General features: G+C 37.3%; 15 protein-coding genes. 2 read left to right on the plus strand and 13 right to left on the minus strand.

Going from position 1 to position 16,567, the window contains the following annotated elements; all coding sequences use genetic code 11:
* Positions 1 to 318 precede the first annotated feature (318 nt).
* Positions 319 to 1,020, plus strand: a complete 702-nt coding sequence (locus AC5V8P_RS12745) for a L,D-transpeptidase family protein (protein ID WP_231116892.1) — start codon at positions 319 to 321, stop codon at positions 1,018 to 1,020.
* A gap of 679 nt (positions 1,021 to 1,699) precedes the next feature.
* Here AC5V8P_RS12745 and AC5V8P_RS12750 read toward each other — a convergent pair.
* From AC5V8P_RS12750 to AC5V8P_RS12795, 10 genes are all read right to left on the minus strand, one after another.
* Positions 1,700 to 1,825, minus strand: a complete 126-nt coding sequence (locus tag AC5V8P_RS12750) for a hypothetical protein (RefSeq protein WP_269203281.1) — start codon at positions 1,823 to 1,825, stop codon at positions 1,700 to 1,702.
* A 332-nt stretch (positions 1,826 to 2,157) separates the two neighbouring features.
* Entirely contained in the window at positions 2,158 to 2,994 is an 837-nt protein-coding gene (locus AC5V8P_RS12755; RefSeq protein WP_063212878.1) for a hypothetical protein, read from the minus strand.
* A gap of 660 nt (positions 2,995 to 3,654) precedes the next feature.
* Positions 3,655 to 4,068, minus strand: coding sequence for a hypothetical protein (locus tag AC5V8P_RS12760; protein WP_064797298.1), 414 nt, complete (start codon positions 4,066 to 4,068; stop codon positions 3,655 to 3,657).
* 844 nt (positions 4,069 to 4,912) lie between these two features.
* Positions 4,913 to 6,205 carry a TnsD family Tn7-like transposition protein gene (locus AC5V8P_RS12765; RefSeq protein WP_064797299.1) on the minus strand — a complete coding sequence of 431 codons (1,293 nt, stop codon included), beginning with the start codon at positions 6,203 to 6,205 and terminating at the stop codon, positions 4,913 to 4,915.
* Between the two features lie 55 nt (positions 6,206 to 6,260).
* Positions 6,261 to 8,018: a TnsD family Tn7-like transposition protein gene (locus AC5V8P_RS12770; RefSeq protein WP_064797300.1), complete on the minus strand. Its 1,758-nt coding sequence runs from the start codon at positions 8,016 to 8,018 to the stop codon at positions 6,261 to 6,263.
* 5 nt (positions 8,019 to 8,023) lie between these two features.
* Positions 8,024 to 9,667, minus strand: coding sequence for an ATP-binding protein (locus AC5V8P_RS12775; RefSeq protein WP_064797301.1), 1,644 nt, complete (start codon positions 9,665 to 9,667; stop codon positions 8,024 to 8,026).
* Entirely contained in the window at positions 9,664 to 11,691 is a 2,028-nt protein-coding gene (locus AC5V8P_RS12780; RefSeq protein WP_495473663.1) for a TnsB C-terminal domain-containing protein, read from the minus strand. The genes AC5V8P_RS12775 and AC5V8P_RS12780 overlap by 4 nt, the downstream gene beginning before the upstream one ends.
* A 184-nt stretch (positions 11,692 to 11,875) precedes the next feature.
* Positions 11,876 to 12,703 carry a heteromeric transposase endonuclease subunit TnsA gene (locus AC5V8P_RS12785; RefSeq protein WP_064797303.1) on the minus strand — a complete coding sequence of 276 codons (828 nt, stop codon included), beginning with the start codon at positions 12,701 to 12,703 and terminating at the stop codon, positions 11,876 to 11,878.
* A gap of 477 nt (positions 12,704 to 13,180) precedes the next feature.
* Positions 13,181 to 14,008, minus strand: a complete 828-nt coding sequence (locus AC5V8P_RS12790) for a hypothetical protein (protein WP_064797304.1) — start codon at positions 14,006 to 14,008, stop codon at positions 13,181 to 13,183.
* 67 nt (positions 14,009 to 14,075) lie between these two features.
* Positions 14,076 to 14,402: a hypothetical protein gene (locus AC5V8P_RS12795; RefSeq protein WP_064797305.1), complete on the minus strand. Its 327-nt coding sequence runs from the start codon at positions 14,400 to 14,402 to the stop codon at positions 14,076 to 14,078.
* 224 nt (positions 14,403 to 14,626) lie between these two features.
* Here AC5V8P_RS12795 and AC5V8P_RS12800 point away from each other — a divergent pair, with 224 nt between their 5' ends.
* Complete coding sequence (locus AC5V8P_RS12800) at positions 14,627 to 14,959, plus strand: hypothetical protein (RefSeq protein ID WP_064797306.1); 333 nt, start codon at positions 14,627 to 14,629, stop codon at positions 14,957 to 14,959.
* 300 nt (positions 14,960 to 15,259) lie between these two features.
* Here AC5V8P_RS12800 and AC5V8P_RS12805 read toward each other — a convergent pair whose 3' ends face one another.
* The 3 genes from AC5V8P_RS12805 to AC5V8P_RS12815 all read right to left on the minus strand — a co-directional run.
* Entirely contained in the window at positions 15,260 to 15,412 is a 153-nt protein-coding gene (locus AC5V8P_RS12805; RefSeq protein WP_155762558.1) for a hypothetical protein, read from the minus strand.
* A gap of 278 nt (positions 15,413 to 15,690) precedes the next feature.
* Entirely contained in the window at positions 15,691 to 16,137 is a 447-nt protein-coding gene (locus tag AC5V8P_RS12810) for a hypothetical protein (protein WP_064797307.1), read from the minus strand.
* 17 nt (positions 16,138 to 16,154) lie between these two features.
* A partial coding sequence (locus tag AC5V8P_RS12815; protein WP_495473664.1) for a polymorphic toxin type 28 domain-containing protein occupies positions 16,155 to 16,567 on the minus strand: 413 nt, incomplete at its 5' end.

Genomic DNA, 16,567 nt, shown 5'->3' on the forward strand with positions numbered 1-16,567 from the left:
AAAAAAAAGCGACTGCCATCGTTGAAGTCGCATTTTTCATACCATTGTATAAAGGATAAAACCACTAAATGGCTTATTTATCCCCTGATGACAAGGGTCATTACCGATTCGTTCTAATCTATCTGAAAACACAATGGACCTATTCTCCAGGATTATTCTCGCACCATTGGAGTTTTTACAATTCATGTTTTCTGTCACAGGAATAAACATGGACTGTTAGGTAAAAAATAAGGTTGTTCAGAAATTCACCAATTAGTAAGTTACATAGCAATTGCTTTTCTCTGCCCTGCCACCTTAAATACGGAATGGTGATTATAATTGAAGCAAAGCATGCATTCACTTTCTTTTCGAATTGTCGTACTGGTTTCGATCCTTTACTTGTCCACTCTTTCCAGGGGTATACTCGTACATGCCGATCCGTCATTACCGATCGTATCTGAACAAGGAGTTTACGCCATCGAAGTTTATCCTCGGCAGCACCGACTTTTTGTACGTGCCAATGGCAAAATAGTGAAAAGGTATTCGGTCGCTGTTGGCAATCATTCAACCCCTACACCCATTGGGGAATATAAAATAGTATACAAGGGGGAAAACTGGGGAGCGTCTTTTGGTCCGCGCTGGCTTGGATTAAATGTACCTTGGGGATATTACGGCATTCATGGAACAAACAGACCATATTCTATTGGACAGCATCAAAGCCATGGTTGTATTCGAATGTGGAACCACGATGTCATGGAATTATACAATCTGGTCCCTCTAGGCACAAAAGTGACCATATATGGCCATGTATTAGGGGAATCTGATCGAGATCCCAAGGACTTGGCAGAAGGCGACGTCGGAGGGGACGTGCAATTGATTCAATCTCGCTTGAAGAGCGCAGGTTACTTCAAAGGAATGTGCAACGGAAAGTTTCGCTCTGATACTACCGCGGCCTTAAAACGATATCAGCGCGATCACCAGATGCCCCCAACTGGCGTCGTCACAATAAACGAATATATGGAATTGGGGTTAGTAGAGTAATGCTTGAAAAGAAGTCTGTAAGCAGAGAATTACACCGTCTACAACTTTACCCCGCTTTGGACGACATCTATAATGGCTTGCGTACCGCCCTACCCGGCTAAAAAGCTTCCTTGTTGTTCCCACCCCATTGACAGAGGTTTCTAACTTAAAAAGCCCGATGATACTTGCTCATCGGTGTCGGGTGATAAAAAAGTACGGAACCAATTTTGTTGGTTTTATTGGGTTTGCCGCGGCACGTGATAAACACGAGAAATAAAAAGTATGGAACCACCAAATTTACCATGAAAAGAAAGTTGGAAACCGACTCCCAAACGCGGTCTTCCGCTTAGTTTATTCCATAATCCGCTGGTTCGCTTACATCATTATAAAGTTTAAACCCAAAAACTGTCTTACCCAGTTTAAAGTAATGCTCTCCCTTATTAAGTTGTGAGGAGAAGAATATTTTATATCAGGATAAAGAAAAGGAGTGTCGTTTCTGCATACAAAACAAGTTTTTTTGATTATTTTGATATCGTGTATTGGTCTTATAAAATCTTCTTCATAAATTTGTTGTAGAAGATTGCCGACTGGTTTTTGATATGCTTGACGAAGATTGACAAGCTCGTCGTATATTGTCAGAACCATGTTCAGGCACATTCTCCCGCCGTATAAGAACTATGTCGTATCTAAAGGAGATGCTTCATTGATTCACTCTGCCTACCGCTGCGGCGGTAGGCTCTTGCTGCTCTCCACTTCCATCATAAGATATATGCTTCCTGTTCATCGTAGCCGAGGCGGGGGATGGAATCAGTGTAGCAATAAACAAGCAACTACGAAACTCTCAAGAGATATCATGCAGAACGACAAACGCCCGATGTGTTAGCCCAAACTTTTGAATGCAGTCTTTTACAGGATGATATAAACGACTTCTCCTTTCGAGATATTTCCCCTTATAGGGTAGACACTCTATAGGTAGGAATCACACACAGAAGCATAGGGCGATTATTTAATCTTGAATATGTCACATCGGAATAACATATCAATTCAATCTTAGCAGGGGTAAGAATAATCGAATTTGCTTGGCTTCGTTATCTACCGCCCGCTTAATCCAAGGAACATATCATCAAGTGGTTAGGTAGAATCATCTTACATAATTTTCTACACTGGCAAAGTAAAGATTACCTCAAGTGGATCTTTACCTGCGAAAAAATCTTCATACAATTTTCTAACTTCCATCGAATCTAATTCTTTTTCTTGCTTATTGATTAACCTATCCAACTCTTCTAAAATACTTACTTCCTTTGATGACAGCACCTTTGACTTAATAAGCGTGTCTTTCATATTGGGAAGTAACCCTCTTGGCCAGCAATCCTCATACACACCTCTGTATGAATCGTATAAGAACGTGATCTGACTTATTCCCGCATATTTCCGAACGTGTGGATGCACTAATAATAAAAATTGAGCGATAATTCCAGAACGCTGGATTAAATAATAAGCCTCTTGTACTTCCTTCATCAAGTAAGATTTGGCTTCTACAGAATTAGCAAGAAAATTGATGTACATTTTTGAGAGTACGTTTATTAAGTGTTCTTTCTCTAAATTCTCTTCCAACTTCTTAATTATTTCTTTTTCACTAATTCCCGCTTGTATAAACCCTATTAAACAAGCTGACATTCCTTTCACATTAACAGCTTTTTCAGCTACACATAACATATATTTATCAAAGATTTCCTTGAGGTAGTTTTCACTAAATGTGTAAATGTCTAAACATTCAATGATTGCTTCTATTACTGAAGCTTGATCATACTTATCTTCTATACGCGGGAGAAGGTCTATCAAATGTTCAACAAATTCTTCTCCGTAATATTCTAGCAAGCTAGGATTATATTTTACTTTTTCTAGTAGAGCAAAAAACGTTTGATATTCTTTTGTATCATTATTTTGTGTTAGATATTTGAATAGCTCATTAATATATTTAACTTTCTCGTCCACTAGACTTTCTCCCTTTCTATTGTTAATGTTACTTAATTTAACTTTTTACACGACTTTATATCAGATTAATGACAATAAAAAAACAATTACCACATGACCTACTCTTTAAGTAAACTGGGAGTCACCAAGTCCTTCTTTGGAGTAAATTCGCAATAATGTACCATTCTGTTGCTGACAAAATCAAAAATATTTTCGTTTTAGCCGTCCACTATTAATTGTCACGCGATTTATCTTAAATAATAGCAAATTTTTACCTTCTGCTCGTTCCATATCGAGGCGGCGTATTCTACAGTTACATAGAATTTTTCAAAAACATGGAGAAAACAAAGATAACAAAAAACAGCTCAATCATGGTGGTATCTAACCATAATCAACCTGTTTGATATATAGGAATAGCGATATATAGATTATAAAATTTAAGCATTTGATGTGCGTACAACAGAAATGGAGAAATCTTTATACGGGTAATACATGGGGTAAGCCTCCTTGAAATCAGCGCTCTACTCATTCGGCACTGGGTGGGGTCTTTTCTTCAACAAAAGCAAACAACAATTAGGATAAAAGAGAACAGTACGGGCGGCTATCTCGCATTGTTGGTTGTATTGTACAATCTTGTTGTTGGAATTGTAAACCCAATAAATTAATTCCCCTCTCTCAACTCTAGTTTTGATCATCTAATTTGGCGACATGTGCAATCTCTCTCATGAATGATGTTACAGCATGACAATTTTCCAGATCATCCTCGTCCAACATCGACCAATAATAAATAGTATTTTTATGAATACTAAGATCTTGAAGAAGATGATATCTGATCAAACTAGCCCAATTCTCCTCAGTATTTCCTTCTACTATAGCATCATTGAATGATGAAATAATAATAATCATTAAGGCGAATTTTTCGTCTTTGTTTAATTCGATATTTTCATAGGCGTATAAGAATTCGGTTATTCTTGAAGAATCCGACACTTCATATTCCCAATCTTGTAAAAATTCATCAGGAGCAGGTAATTTGATTTTTTGTACAAGACCTTCAATAGCACTCTTAGTAACATACTCTGGGTTTACATTCTCCATGGTTATTTCTCCTTTTTATTATTTTCCTATTCCTGATTGAGGAGCACTGCTATATGGAAAAGCAGACCTAATTCCACCATCCTCTTTCACTATCACTCTAGCCAAATCAGGTTTTATTTCAGTACCATCTGGCAAGTACCCTTTTGATTTAATAGATGATGGTAGCGGAACTTCATGAACACCAGGACCCTTTTTCGCTACCTCTGCAAGAAAGTCTGCCGCACTCTTCTCATCAAGTCATTTGACTGATTTGATGTCCCTTTCCTCTGGCTCTGTCTATAAGCTGATTTGCTTTTTCTTAGCTCCGTGCTCTGAAAAAGTGTGACCATACGTGGGAGTACTTTTAAGACTTCCCCATTTCCATTTCGGATTTAGCCATACTTCACTAACTTCACCCGTCCCCTCAGAAGAATGGTCCTTCTTCTTATGTGGTGATCCTCCTGGTGAAGCACCGCGGCAATCTAATACCTTATTTCCTTCCGACATGAGCAACTAAAAAACCGGTCATCCTAAACCAAAAAGATCCCGATATATCATCGGGATCTTTCTTAATGTTTGTAAAATGACCAGTTCCAGACTTTTTTCACTGGTTCCACACTTTTTTATCACCAGACAATCCTGTGTACATACAATAAAGTTGTGTACTAGCTCTCCTTGGTGTATCAACGTTTTTTCCGATTTTTTCGATTTTATAATATACAATAAAGTTGTGTACTAGCGAGTAAAATGCAACCTTTTTCACCTGTACGATATACAATAAAGTTGTGTACTAAAGTCCAGTTTTTGTAATTTATTCTTTCAAAAAAATAGTACTAATAATATTATTAAAGTACTGATTTTAATTTCATTTTTTATTAATATGTGCGTCTGTCTTTATATTTTCTAATATCTCTTTAGAATACAATTTTTTTAATAAAAGTTCTAAACCTAGGTCTTCGTACTTTTTAAGTTCTTTTTCTATCCAATAAAAAGTAGTACCTAAAATTTCTTTCATGTCATCAAAAGATATATCTTCTCTATAAAGGAGTTCCTTAAATTTTGTTTCCCACAAATGACCTTTAGATATAATATCTAAAGTCCCTAAATTGTCTCCATCACATTCGGAGTAGGCATACCCGCATGTAGGACACATAAAATAGCCATAAATATCACCAGATATCATTTCACTGTTCACCAATTGAACGACTAGTTGTTTATAATTAGGACACACTTTATTAGGACATGGCCAAGATTTCATATTTTTCCACGGTAGATATTTATCCTCATGTATAAAGTTAGTTATTGTGCCTGAGAAATATATCATGTACAGTACATAGAATATAGGATGAATAGATTGTTTTTTCCATATGGAATTAATTTTCAAATTTTGAATGGAATCTTCAATTCGATTCACATATTCCTCACTAAATTTAGCTTGGAATTTTTGATTTACCTTTATATTCCTTGATGTATGTTTATTCGAAATATGCTCTTTGTAGAGTAATATCCCCTTCATTTTCTCTTCAATTTCTATGACATCAAGATTAACTTTTTCGTCTAGTAACAAACGATTTTCACATGCAATTGTTAAGAGGATTTTGTTATGGTTAGGAATAACACATTCAAGGGAATGTCCGGAGGAGCAAAATAAAGAAGGAACCTTGGGGATTTTCTCCGTACTTGTCGCCAGTACTTCACCACATACAGGGCATTCAGATAGGAGCATTATATTGTGGGTGTCGCACACGAGAGTACCCGCTAATTGATGTGATCTATGCCAATAAGGATCACCATAATTATGCATGTCTTCAATGAAACAAAGGGGACATAGACACAGATCTGGGTTAGTTATTTTAAAGCCCATTCTGTTTTCTAGATTGGTTAGAAGATCATTCATGATTGTATTTTTAATTTCCTTCTTTTTGTGATTTGGAATAAAATGATTAAAATAGGGATGGAGCGTGTGCGTTTGTAGCAAATACGCAGCATCTACTAACGATTTTGATGGAGTTACGGGTCGCATTAAGTGACACATATCTAGCAAAGTCGAATATGATTGGATTAATCTAGAAGCACTTCTTAGTTGTGTACCTAGATAAAAATGAAATCGCGCACAGATACTATAGATATACTCATCAGGATACAAATTGATAATCAATATGTCTTCCCCTCACCCTGCTTAAAGGATTATTCACTAAAATTTATCAATGTAATTATCCGATTTGCTTTTCGCAATTTAAACATGCAATTTGCTCAAAGATATAATCATCTAGAGTTCTGAAATTAGAATTGTTCATCCCTGCTTTCCTAAGTATAACCCACTTCTTTAGAGTCACTTTGTTATTTACACATTCTTGGATCGCCCAATGGATCTTCCTTTTTTGATATTGTTGAATAGGCTCTACATGCTCTGCAAGTGTTGCCTTACAGCAAGGTAATTTATCTAGATGCTTCTCCAACATTCCAGAACACCCTATCATTCTTCCTACTCGAGTCTTGGTTATCCTTATAGGTTTGTCCTTACTGTTCTGTAACTGATCAATGGCATGTAGCATTCGGTCGTTTATTTCCAAATCCCGTCGTTTCCAATCGACTCTCTCATAAGATAGTGGTAAATTCTCTTTGCAGGTAAAAGGCTTTATTTTCTGTTTTCTTCTTGAATGATTTTCAGACATCGGGTCAACTTTATTTTCCTTAGCATTTCTTTTGTGTTTGTAATTCATGACTGTTTTAGAGTCGCATTTCATCAAACGAGCAATTGCTCTTACGCTTAACGAGTCCTCCTCTAATAAAACATTTAATTGGTTTTCCCAAACAAAACCGAAATTTCTGATGGTGCTTATTTCACTTACATGCTCTTTCTTTCTGTCTGGTCCTTTTCTGGAGTAAGTAAATCCACAAATAGGGCATTCAAAAACACCTACTGGTTTTCGGGTTTTTGAACATGCCGTTATTTTCACCTTGTTTATGGACTTAACATATTCATGATCGGATACCTTGTTTAAACATGGCCAGGGGCCTGTGCCAAAAGGTGAGCTGCTCTCTTCCTGCAATAAGTCTTCCGGTTGATCCCACAGTAAGTGAATACATAGTATATATAAAAGAGGATGTTGAGATTGTCTTGGTTTTCGAAGAATAGTGGATAACCAACTAAATTCGTTTGATGTTGGAAGAGGTACCCCTATGCGACTTAAAAATGTACTATTAAATTTACTGAAAAATCGCTCTCTTACTTCCCTTTGCCTCACTCTTCCAGCTACTGTACATAAGTCTAAACGGCATAGTTGGTCCATAATTCGCTTATACATCAACATATGATTAAGCTGACTATATCCCCCGTGTAGGATAAACCTACTTGTGTTTGCCAGTTGTAATACATCCATATCTTTCTCGGGGTAAATAACATGAGCTAAGGAATGCTGATTTTTACAAAATCCACTCAGTAACGTTGGATACTGGATACGATGATCCAAAAAGCCATCACCACATTCAAAACATTTGTCCATTAGTACGCAGTGATGTGTAGGACAAGCCCATACGCCTGGAAGTTGGTGAGCTCGATGCCAATAGGGTTCTCCATACCTTTGTTCATCCTGTTGTATACATAAAGGGCACAGTTTGAGTTGCTTATGGGTTTTAATTACACTGGGCATTACTCCTGAAACTAGGTGTGTAATCTGACTTTTATCGGATAGCATCTCTTTTTTCACACGCCTTCTTTGCTGTTCTGACCAAAAAGGTTGGTAATAAGGATATAATGTGTGGGAATAAATTAATTCCTCCACACTACATTTAAACTTGAATTTTTGTATGAATGTCACCAATCCACTGGGTAAATCATGAACTGGTCTACCTGCTCTTAATTCAAGCAAGTTATTGTATGTAGCCCGGATGCTTTTATGACCTCTAATCCAATGCATTCTAGCCATAAAACTACTGATTAATTCATCAGGATAGATCTCCATGCTCATGAGTTTCACTCCAATTTCAAGAAATTGAATGGATCTTGAATATAACCCGCTTCTTTTAAAATATCATAACTGGTACTAGTGGCTTTTTTCTTTTTGTTCTTGTTTAGGACTGAGACCAGACCTACTTGTCGCACTTGTTTTTTTTCTCTTTTTTGAGGCCGAACAGCATTAACATTATCGTTTTGCTCATTTTTCGTAGGTAATATAGCCTCCTGAAACGAAGCAGCTCTCCACTTGTCTTTATCTTCGCATTTACTTTTCTGTGCTACTTTTCTAGCCACATCTTCTGTGATACCGGCATCCATTAACCATGTTACAATTTCATCTAAATCATTCTCTTCCTCTTGCTCAGAAAGAAGCGTATCCAAATCCATAGAAAATTGTTTTTCAAGTTCTTTTTTGTCCGACAATGATATTACTCGTTTCGGGGAATCACTAAGGAATATATCCAGAAATTTAACCAACTCTCCCTTTTTTCCACTTCGCAGAGCATTAAGTGCGGGCTGTAATATTTTAAATTGCTTCTGTGCCACAGAACTTATGATGGAAGGAGTTAATTTTTCTCCCTCTTCAATCGCTTTCTTTTGAGACTCAATATATATCTTCACGGCAACGTCTGGAATTCCCTGACTTTCTTCATACATAATCCTATTGAACTCTTCTGTTAGTTCCACTTCAATCTGTGTCCATTGATGTTTCCATAGTTGCGACAAAAAAATAGTCCAATCTGTACTGTTCATTTGAAGTCGATCCCAATAAATGCTGCCCTGATTAGTCACTCGCTTGGTGTTTCTGAATTCCTTTGCAAAAATATCTTTGGCTTTTGGTGTACCTATTAAAACAACCGGGACTCCAATCGTATTAATTAGTGTATTAAAAAAATTTAACATCAGCGCTGCGCCGCCACTTCTTGCTTCATTTAAATATTGTATTTCGTCTATAACCAGAACACCCAAATGATATCGCATCGCTAATGAAGCCAACAAAACAATTAACTCATCCGTTCGATATCGAGCATAATTTTCATAGTGTACCTCGCCAAATAAGTCACTCATCTCTTTAATTAATCCGAGACAAAGTTGCTTAACAGTACCGGTGACGGGACAATCAACTTTTACCCACACGAGTTGCTTTTCTTCATATTCAGGATGAATAATGATCTGTGGATACAAGTTCAGGACTCTATTGATTCCTGTCGTTTTACCTGCACCTGAAATACCAATAACAGCAATACCGGAGGAGGTAGCCGCAGGTACAAAAAATCTTTTTTTCTCAAGATTAGCTATAGTCTCGTTTTTAAACCCCATCATCACATTTCGCATGCGACGAATATCATCATTCGTCCTTAAATTTCGTGATACATACCCTTGCCTAATCAGTTCAGAAATATCCTGCTGTAAATCAATATGATAGCTTAAAGGTACCACAAAACTTCTTAAACGCTCGATACAATGTCTTCTTTTACTTGGACTTAACAACCGTTCCTCTGGGTTAAATTTCCTGATGTTCTTTATCATCCGGATTGCCTCCTCGTCCTCTAAAATAGGAGGAAGGCATTCAATGAGCGGATGTCCTTGATAATCCTGTATTCCTGTATCCTGATATTCAGCGACTTCAACTCTTCCTCGAAAAGGATGTCTGGTGTTCACTCCTCTTCATCCTCCTCCAAAATCTTTTGAAGTAAACGACTTTTATCTGTGTGAGGCACGTCGTGGGAGGCATTATGCAAAGGAATCACATTGCTCCCCTTCCTTTTGGTATCCCCCCTACGATCTGTCCAGCTCTTTTCCCGTCTTTCCTGTTCTTTATCATTTGAACGATTTTCCCGCATATTCTTCAGTCTTGCATGTGGGGTCATTCCCTTCATAGCTTCATTTGTTTTCAATTTAGCTTCTTCTACAATGGCTGTGTTTTTGGTACGAAGAATAATCCGTTTCTGAATATTTTCATCTTGTCCCACCCTGGATTCTTGTTCTTCATACGCTTTTTTGTCTATTTCTTCTTCATAACGATAGTTATTCGACGTTTGTTTTTGTTCATACTGATCGTCCAATCGGTAACATTCTTCGAATCGACCATTTTCATGTCTTAAAAAAATTACAGAGATATCTCTTGGATCATAACTATATTCAATCTCAATAACCTCCTGATTTTTTGCCCTAAACCTCCAAGATTCTGTTTCGGCGGTGACGCAAGTATAAGAATGTCCTGCGAAGCGAATTCCTTTGGCAGTATAACGTCCTTTTTGGGAAGGCAGGAGATTCATCCGAAGTTCTTCTTTAGTTGCCCACCGTAGTGAACCATGCCCCTTACGAACACCCCAATTCCATAAATGCAAAGGGGTTGCTTTGACTTCGTCCTCAATCATGGGCTGGGAACGCTCATAAGAAGGTAAAAAACGTTTATTATGATAACGCACACACTCAATTAAGATCGTTTCGAATTCATGAATATCTAGAACAGCTTTAGAACGATAGTCGGATTCCCCCCTTTCTTTTTCTCGTTCAAGAACAGCCCCCGGAGTCCATTTTATAGCCATTCCCTGAATTAAATCGAAGGTTTTTTCTACTATCGGTTTCCAATCAGGACGATATGGAGGTAACGCTTCCAATTCTACATTTAATGTTCTTTTTAAATGCTTAGGATACTGGCTGGTATATTCCGTTCCTCGATCTGTTGATAAAATCTCTGGTAATCCAATAGCCGGCCATTCTCCTTCTGTAAGTTCAATGCCAAACCGTCTGCAGTACTCCGCTTTATCTGAAGCAGCGTTCTCTAAAGCAAGCATCGCACCAACCCAACTGGGTCCTTCTAAGCCCACATATATCCCTGCAATCAAAGAACTGAATGAATCAGATACAATATATATCACCGGTCTGCCGATCACCCACTTTCGATTAATGCGACTAACCACATAAATATCAGCGACCGTTGAATCGATCTGATATACAGAACCAGGCCCAAAATTGCGATGCTTTAAACTACCTTCTACTGCTCTGTATCTGATGTTATATCTTCTTCTACCTTCACGGTTTAAGATCATATCCTTGGGGTTGTTCTCTTTCTGGTAAAAATATTGAAATTGACGATGAGTTGGTCTCTCATGGCTAGGTTTAAGGATGGGAACCTTTTTCCCTTCAATGAGTTCAAACCCATCATTAAAAAAACGGGCTAGCATGAGTTCGTAGACTTCCTGGAACGTTCGTTTTTCACGTTTATGATACCATCTCGCAATGGAGACTCTAAAAATATGTTTGACTTCATCCGTAACATTAATTCCCACTACATCCTCGTCAAGCCGACTTTGCATATTAGGTCTGCCCAGCTTCTGATTTGTACCTGCACGCTCCTTACCCTTTCCACCGCAGCGATCATAATCAGGGAGTAATGTATTTTCGACCATCCCGCGTTGCCAGTACCTTCTAAGAATGCGCCAGATCAGGACTTTAGATATTCCTGTTTGCTTATGCAAGTTAGATACAATACAACTACGTTCATGTTTGTAAAATATATGGGGTACATTCTCCTTACTTACTAACCTGTTCAAATAACTCCACCTTTGATTCCGGATTTGTTTGTCCTTAGGGCTCAGTTGGTGCTCCAGGTAATGGATTCTAGGAATAGATATAACCGTCTTTTCTATATTGCCAGCCTTCATCTCTTCCTGAATCATAGAATATGAAAACATTTCAGGATACGGATTATACCCCTTTTCTTCCTTCGTATTGATCATAATCACCAAGTCTTCGTTGCGCTGCACCCAAAGGACACGGTATAAATCAGGATCATCATGTTCTTCCTCTTCTTCTTCCGTTTCACCTTGCCATACCACCAAAACTGTATTTACGTAAATTTCATTATGCATGACGTATTCCCCCTTGTTGGCTGGAAATATCATAATTGAAATCCAGTATCTCCAAGGGGCGATTAGGATCTATTCTTGTCTTCATATTCACTCTCCATTGTCTAGTCATAATCAAGTGCCTTACAATGACTAGACTGTTTCCAGGTTTTAGTCCTAAGGCATCATCTACTTGATCGGTTATATCAGTTAATTTATAAGATAGATCTGTAATTCTTTGTTCCATTAACGCTCTAGCCTTCATTACATGCTGATCTGTAATATGGTACGGAGCTAGATTATAGGCTTTATGAACGTATTGAATATTCATTGCGTAGGGCACAGGGATATCTTTATTGGTTACTAAACTCCATCCTACATTCCGTGCTTCCCAGTATTGTCTTTCAATTTCCATCTTCTCCACTTCACGTAATGTAATCTTATTAGCTGGTTTAATATTCACAACATCAACAGGGTTATCGTCCTGGTCAATTACAAAATCTGTAGTCATCACCTTCAGCTCGCGTTTCTGGGGATCAATGGGATGATCAACGCCGAGGTCTTCCGCAATCTGAATCGTTTCTTCTATGGGCAAGAGTGGATATTGTTCGCGATACCCTTCTATGACATCGGACCATTCCAATAAATAAAAGTAATACCATTCTAGATCCGAAAGAAGTAAGTGCTCTCTTCCTGATTTAATTCCTTTTGCGGTATGCGTCCGTCCTTGGGAAGGTACCTGCCTTGCTGTAAACCAAGGTACATAATGTTTTCCCATGCCCTGACCTTTACCTTGTTTTATCCATTTTTCTATCGTGGTGGGAATTGGATATGCTTGAGCCATAGTGCCCCTCCATTCACATCGTAGTAAATACAAAAAAAGCCCCACTGTAAAAACAAGGTGCCTGACTTTTAGATGTGTGATATATAATTTTTCTAGAGAGATTTCTGGACTACTCCAGCTTTTTAGTAATCTGACTTTCGACAAAATAGCATAAATTATAAAGGACTCGTGTTTGGTGAGATTATACCATGAATTGTACTTCAAGGAATAAATAAATAGGTCTTACCAACATAAATATCTTGGCTTTCAAGATTGATATACAATCGCTCAGCAAGGGATTTTCACAGCTTTGGTCTCCGTCTGATTATCTTAGGTTGCTTTCTTTTATCCTCCAATCCCTTTGAAAATAACTGCTACAGATAGTGTCGCTTGAGAGGTAAATGGGTTGGTGCTATTCATTTCGTGTAATAACGTAAGTCAACGCATCTAAATAGAATGGATCTTATCATTCGTAAATATGTGCAAGCCAAGGATCACCTACGATTTCCATGAACTTTCTTGACTGAGTCGTGATAAACGATGTTGTTTTCTAAGAAAAAATTCATACATCCTTTCGTCTTTCTCCAGTTTGGTTAGTACATATTTACTCGTTATATTTTTTATCTGACGGAAACGATTAATCTCAGACTTCTTAAAGAAACCTTTTGCAGCATATTCCATCACTAACTCGTAATTAATACAGCCAGCGTTAACTAAAGAATCTTCACTTAATTGATCCAACACATCTATGGCCTTAAGCTGTGGGCTTGGGATAACTACATTCAAACTCCCAAAAGAAAGATCTATTCTTTGAATTTCCTTCTCCATTTCCCGCACCGAGGTTTTTCTCAGGGCATTCCACCGTTGCAATTCTCGATCAAGTAAGAGCCGAATTCTTTTCCACTCCTCGATCTGCTGTATAATATCTAGCTGTTTAACGTGTACCTCAAAGCCCCTTAACTCATCAGCATCTATCCATAATGATTTTTTGGGCGAAAAACGTAAGTAAGACTGTTTCGGAGTTGCAAATTGTTCAAGTTTCTTTTGGTCCTCGGGTAGGAGTTTGTCCCATGTAATGTTCAAAACAAAAGGAAGTAATCCAAAGCTATTCAAAAAGTCGAACAGATTCCTCTTATCTTCTTCATAGGTATATACCGAGCTAAACGTTCCCACTACCCTCTGCTTTAACCATACCATTCGTTTCAATCCCAGGCTCTCTTGATGTTTCATCACACTATTTCGTATTATTGCAATCTCCTTTTCCATCCGTTTTAGATTTTTATAGTTCCCCTCCTTAATAAACAGCTCAAGTTGATCTAAATACACTTGTACATCCCTCCTTGTGTAAATGCGTCACCTGTTTTCACATGTTTCCACATAAAAATTTTAAACCCTAATCCTGTTTTTCTATGATTTGCTTAGCTAGTTTCATTAGCTGGACACTCTGTACATAATCCTCTAAGTTAAGACCTTGCAATGACTCTCTTACAACAATTCTGCATTCTTCAAATTCTTTGGAATCTGTTTCTAGATAAATAATATTCAGATCATTTGGAGTATATTGAATACGGATATTCCATGCCCCGTCTCTTTGGGCTAGCTCAAACCAACGCTCTCTTATCGCTTTGGAACACGTATAATAAAGCTGCTGATACCGGATACCCAAAGGTGTAACTGAAGCAAAATCATATATTTTCAAACCATCTGATTTTAGGGGCATGATTGTTCCTCCCTTTTAACTTATATCTATATTTATTGACAATAAAATTTTTTGTATTCAATAAATAATAAAATATCGAATTACCAATAATATTTGAATAGGATATACCTTTAATAATAAATTCCACACTTCTTCTAGGCAGGATCGGCTTTCATACCGAATTTCGTCTTTTAGCCGGGGAGCTTCGTGTGATAAAACAACATTCCAAAAGGAGGAACTCTAGATTGTACTATTCAATCGTTCATAACAATAGGTACTATGTGGTGTTAAGAGATGGGGTTGCTGAAAAAATAATCATCGATCTTCCAACCGAAGTACTTGCGGATGAAGTTGCTTTTCAACTTCAAATGGCTTGGCTTGATGGGGAGTCTTGGGGAAAGAATGAGATGAAAAAACAACTTGATCCAGAGGGCTACCATTCAGAAATCTTTAAAGCCTTAAAAAGCATTAAAAATAGTAATCACAGCGAACTAAAAAAACACCATGACGAAATGACAGAACAATATAAATCACAACGACAGAGAGTCAGACAACAAGTACTACGATTGAAAAAATGATTTCCCCTGTAAAGCTCAGATAATAAATAAAAATAGCATCGTCACCTTAAGGTAGTATAAGGAGTATCTCCCATAGGAAATAGCCCCTTACTGCCCGCCCCCAAGGAGAAAACGGTCTTGTCTGTATCCGTCTACGTTACTCAAATCAAAAACCTATGTAATATTTCAATATTTAAAGATTGTTGGTATATCTGCCCGCATATTGAAAAGCCTATTCCTTATTATGAATCTTATATAAGTTTCTCAGTATTCGTTATGTTTATTCGTTATTTTCTATACGCTTAACTTCCATTATTTTGTTCATTCCAAATCATAACCATTTCTTCCTTGTTTGACGATGGCAATCCGCATTGCTATCAGTTGCACAATTGTCCAATACATGTCTAATGGATTCGCATCCGGTAATTCATCCAGTCCGAAAAGTAATACTTTGGGATGCAGAACGCATCCCAATCGTCACTCTTTTACGTGGTAGCATTGCTTATTCAAGCGTTGAGGATAGGGCAGAATTACTTCCTGACGATTTGCTTCTTCTTTGACAAGGTGAACAAAGAAAAACCTTGAAAGACTACAGCCTTTCAAGGTCACACTACAAAACAAATTTCAGAGGTTCATGTTCACACTGTGAAATGTACACAAAATATCTTACAGTTCCTACTATCCACTAAATGGGGGCTTGACCATACCTCGTTGACAGATATTCATATTTAAAAGCACCTCATTAAATTTAATTATTGGATTTTATTCTTTATTTTATTGATATAGTCTTTGTATGTTTCTTTTTGTTCATCAAACATCCAGATATCTGCTAAATCTATTAAATGCTTCTGTTCAATATTTTCAATAATTCTATCTAATTTACCTTTGTACACTGAAAGCATTTCAGAACTAACAGATGATAATTTCTCCATCAATTCCATTGAATCAATATCAGCATAGAAAGGTGTATTGTGTTCATCAATCCTTTCAATAATTTCAAATATTGCTAGATTGGTAAAAATGCCTTGTCTAATACAACGAATCAAATCGAAGTTTGATAACTCAAAGAGACATTTTCCTGTAATCTGTAAGTGCCATACAGGTAGTGTCATATCTGAAAATTGTGTTGCGTTTTCCACAATACTTCTATATTCTTCATTTGTTAAAAACTCTTTTAATGCTTTTCTTCTATTAATCATATACATTACTCCAATCATTATTTAGGTGGATACACTCCGCCATGAGGGGCAAACATATCTTCAATTTTTTTCATCGAAACGTCTACTTCATTTAACTTAGAAGTATAAAGTTGTCGGAGTTCAGTGTCCAAATTAGGATTTCTAAGAACCCCCTCCCAACTTTTTTTCATATCAACTAAACCACGATATGCGTCAGAAACTTCTTGAGCATGATCATAATAACCTCCGCCTGGTTTTGGAACAGGGTTGCCATCTAAATCTCTCTGTGCTCCCTTTAAATCCATTTCGGTTAAATGTGAGTATGTTCTTTCTTGTTGATTCAAAGTAGCCCTCTGACTAGTAGTGATTTTAGATTTAGCTGCATCTGATAAATCATCAGCACTTGAAATTGTTCTAGTCCTACTACTGCCCGAACCACCATTATTCGTCT

The sequence above is a fragment of the Paenibacillus sp. N119s genome (assembly GCF_059447605.1).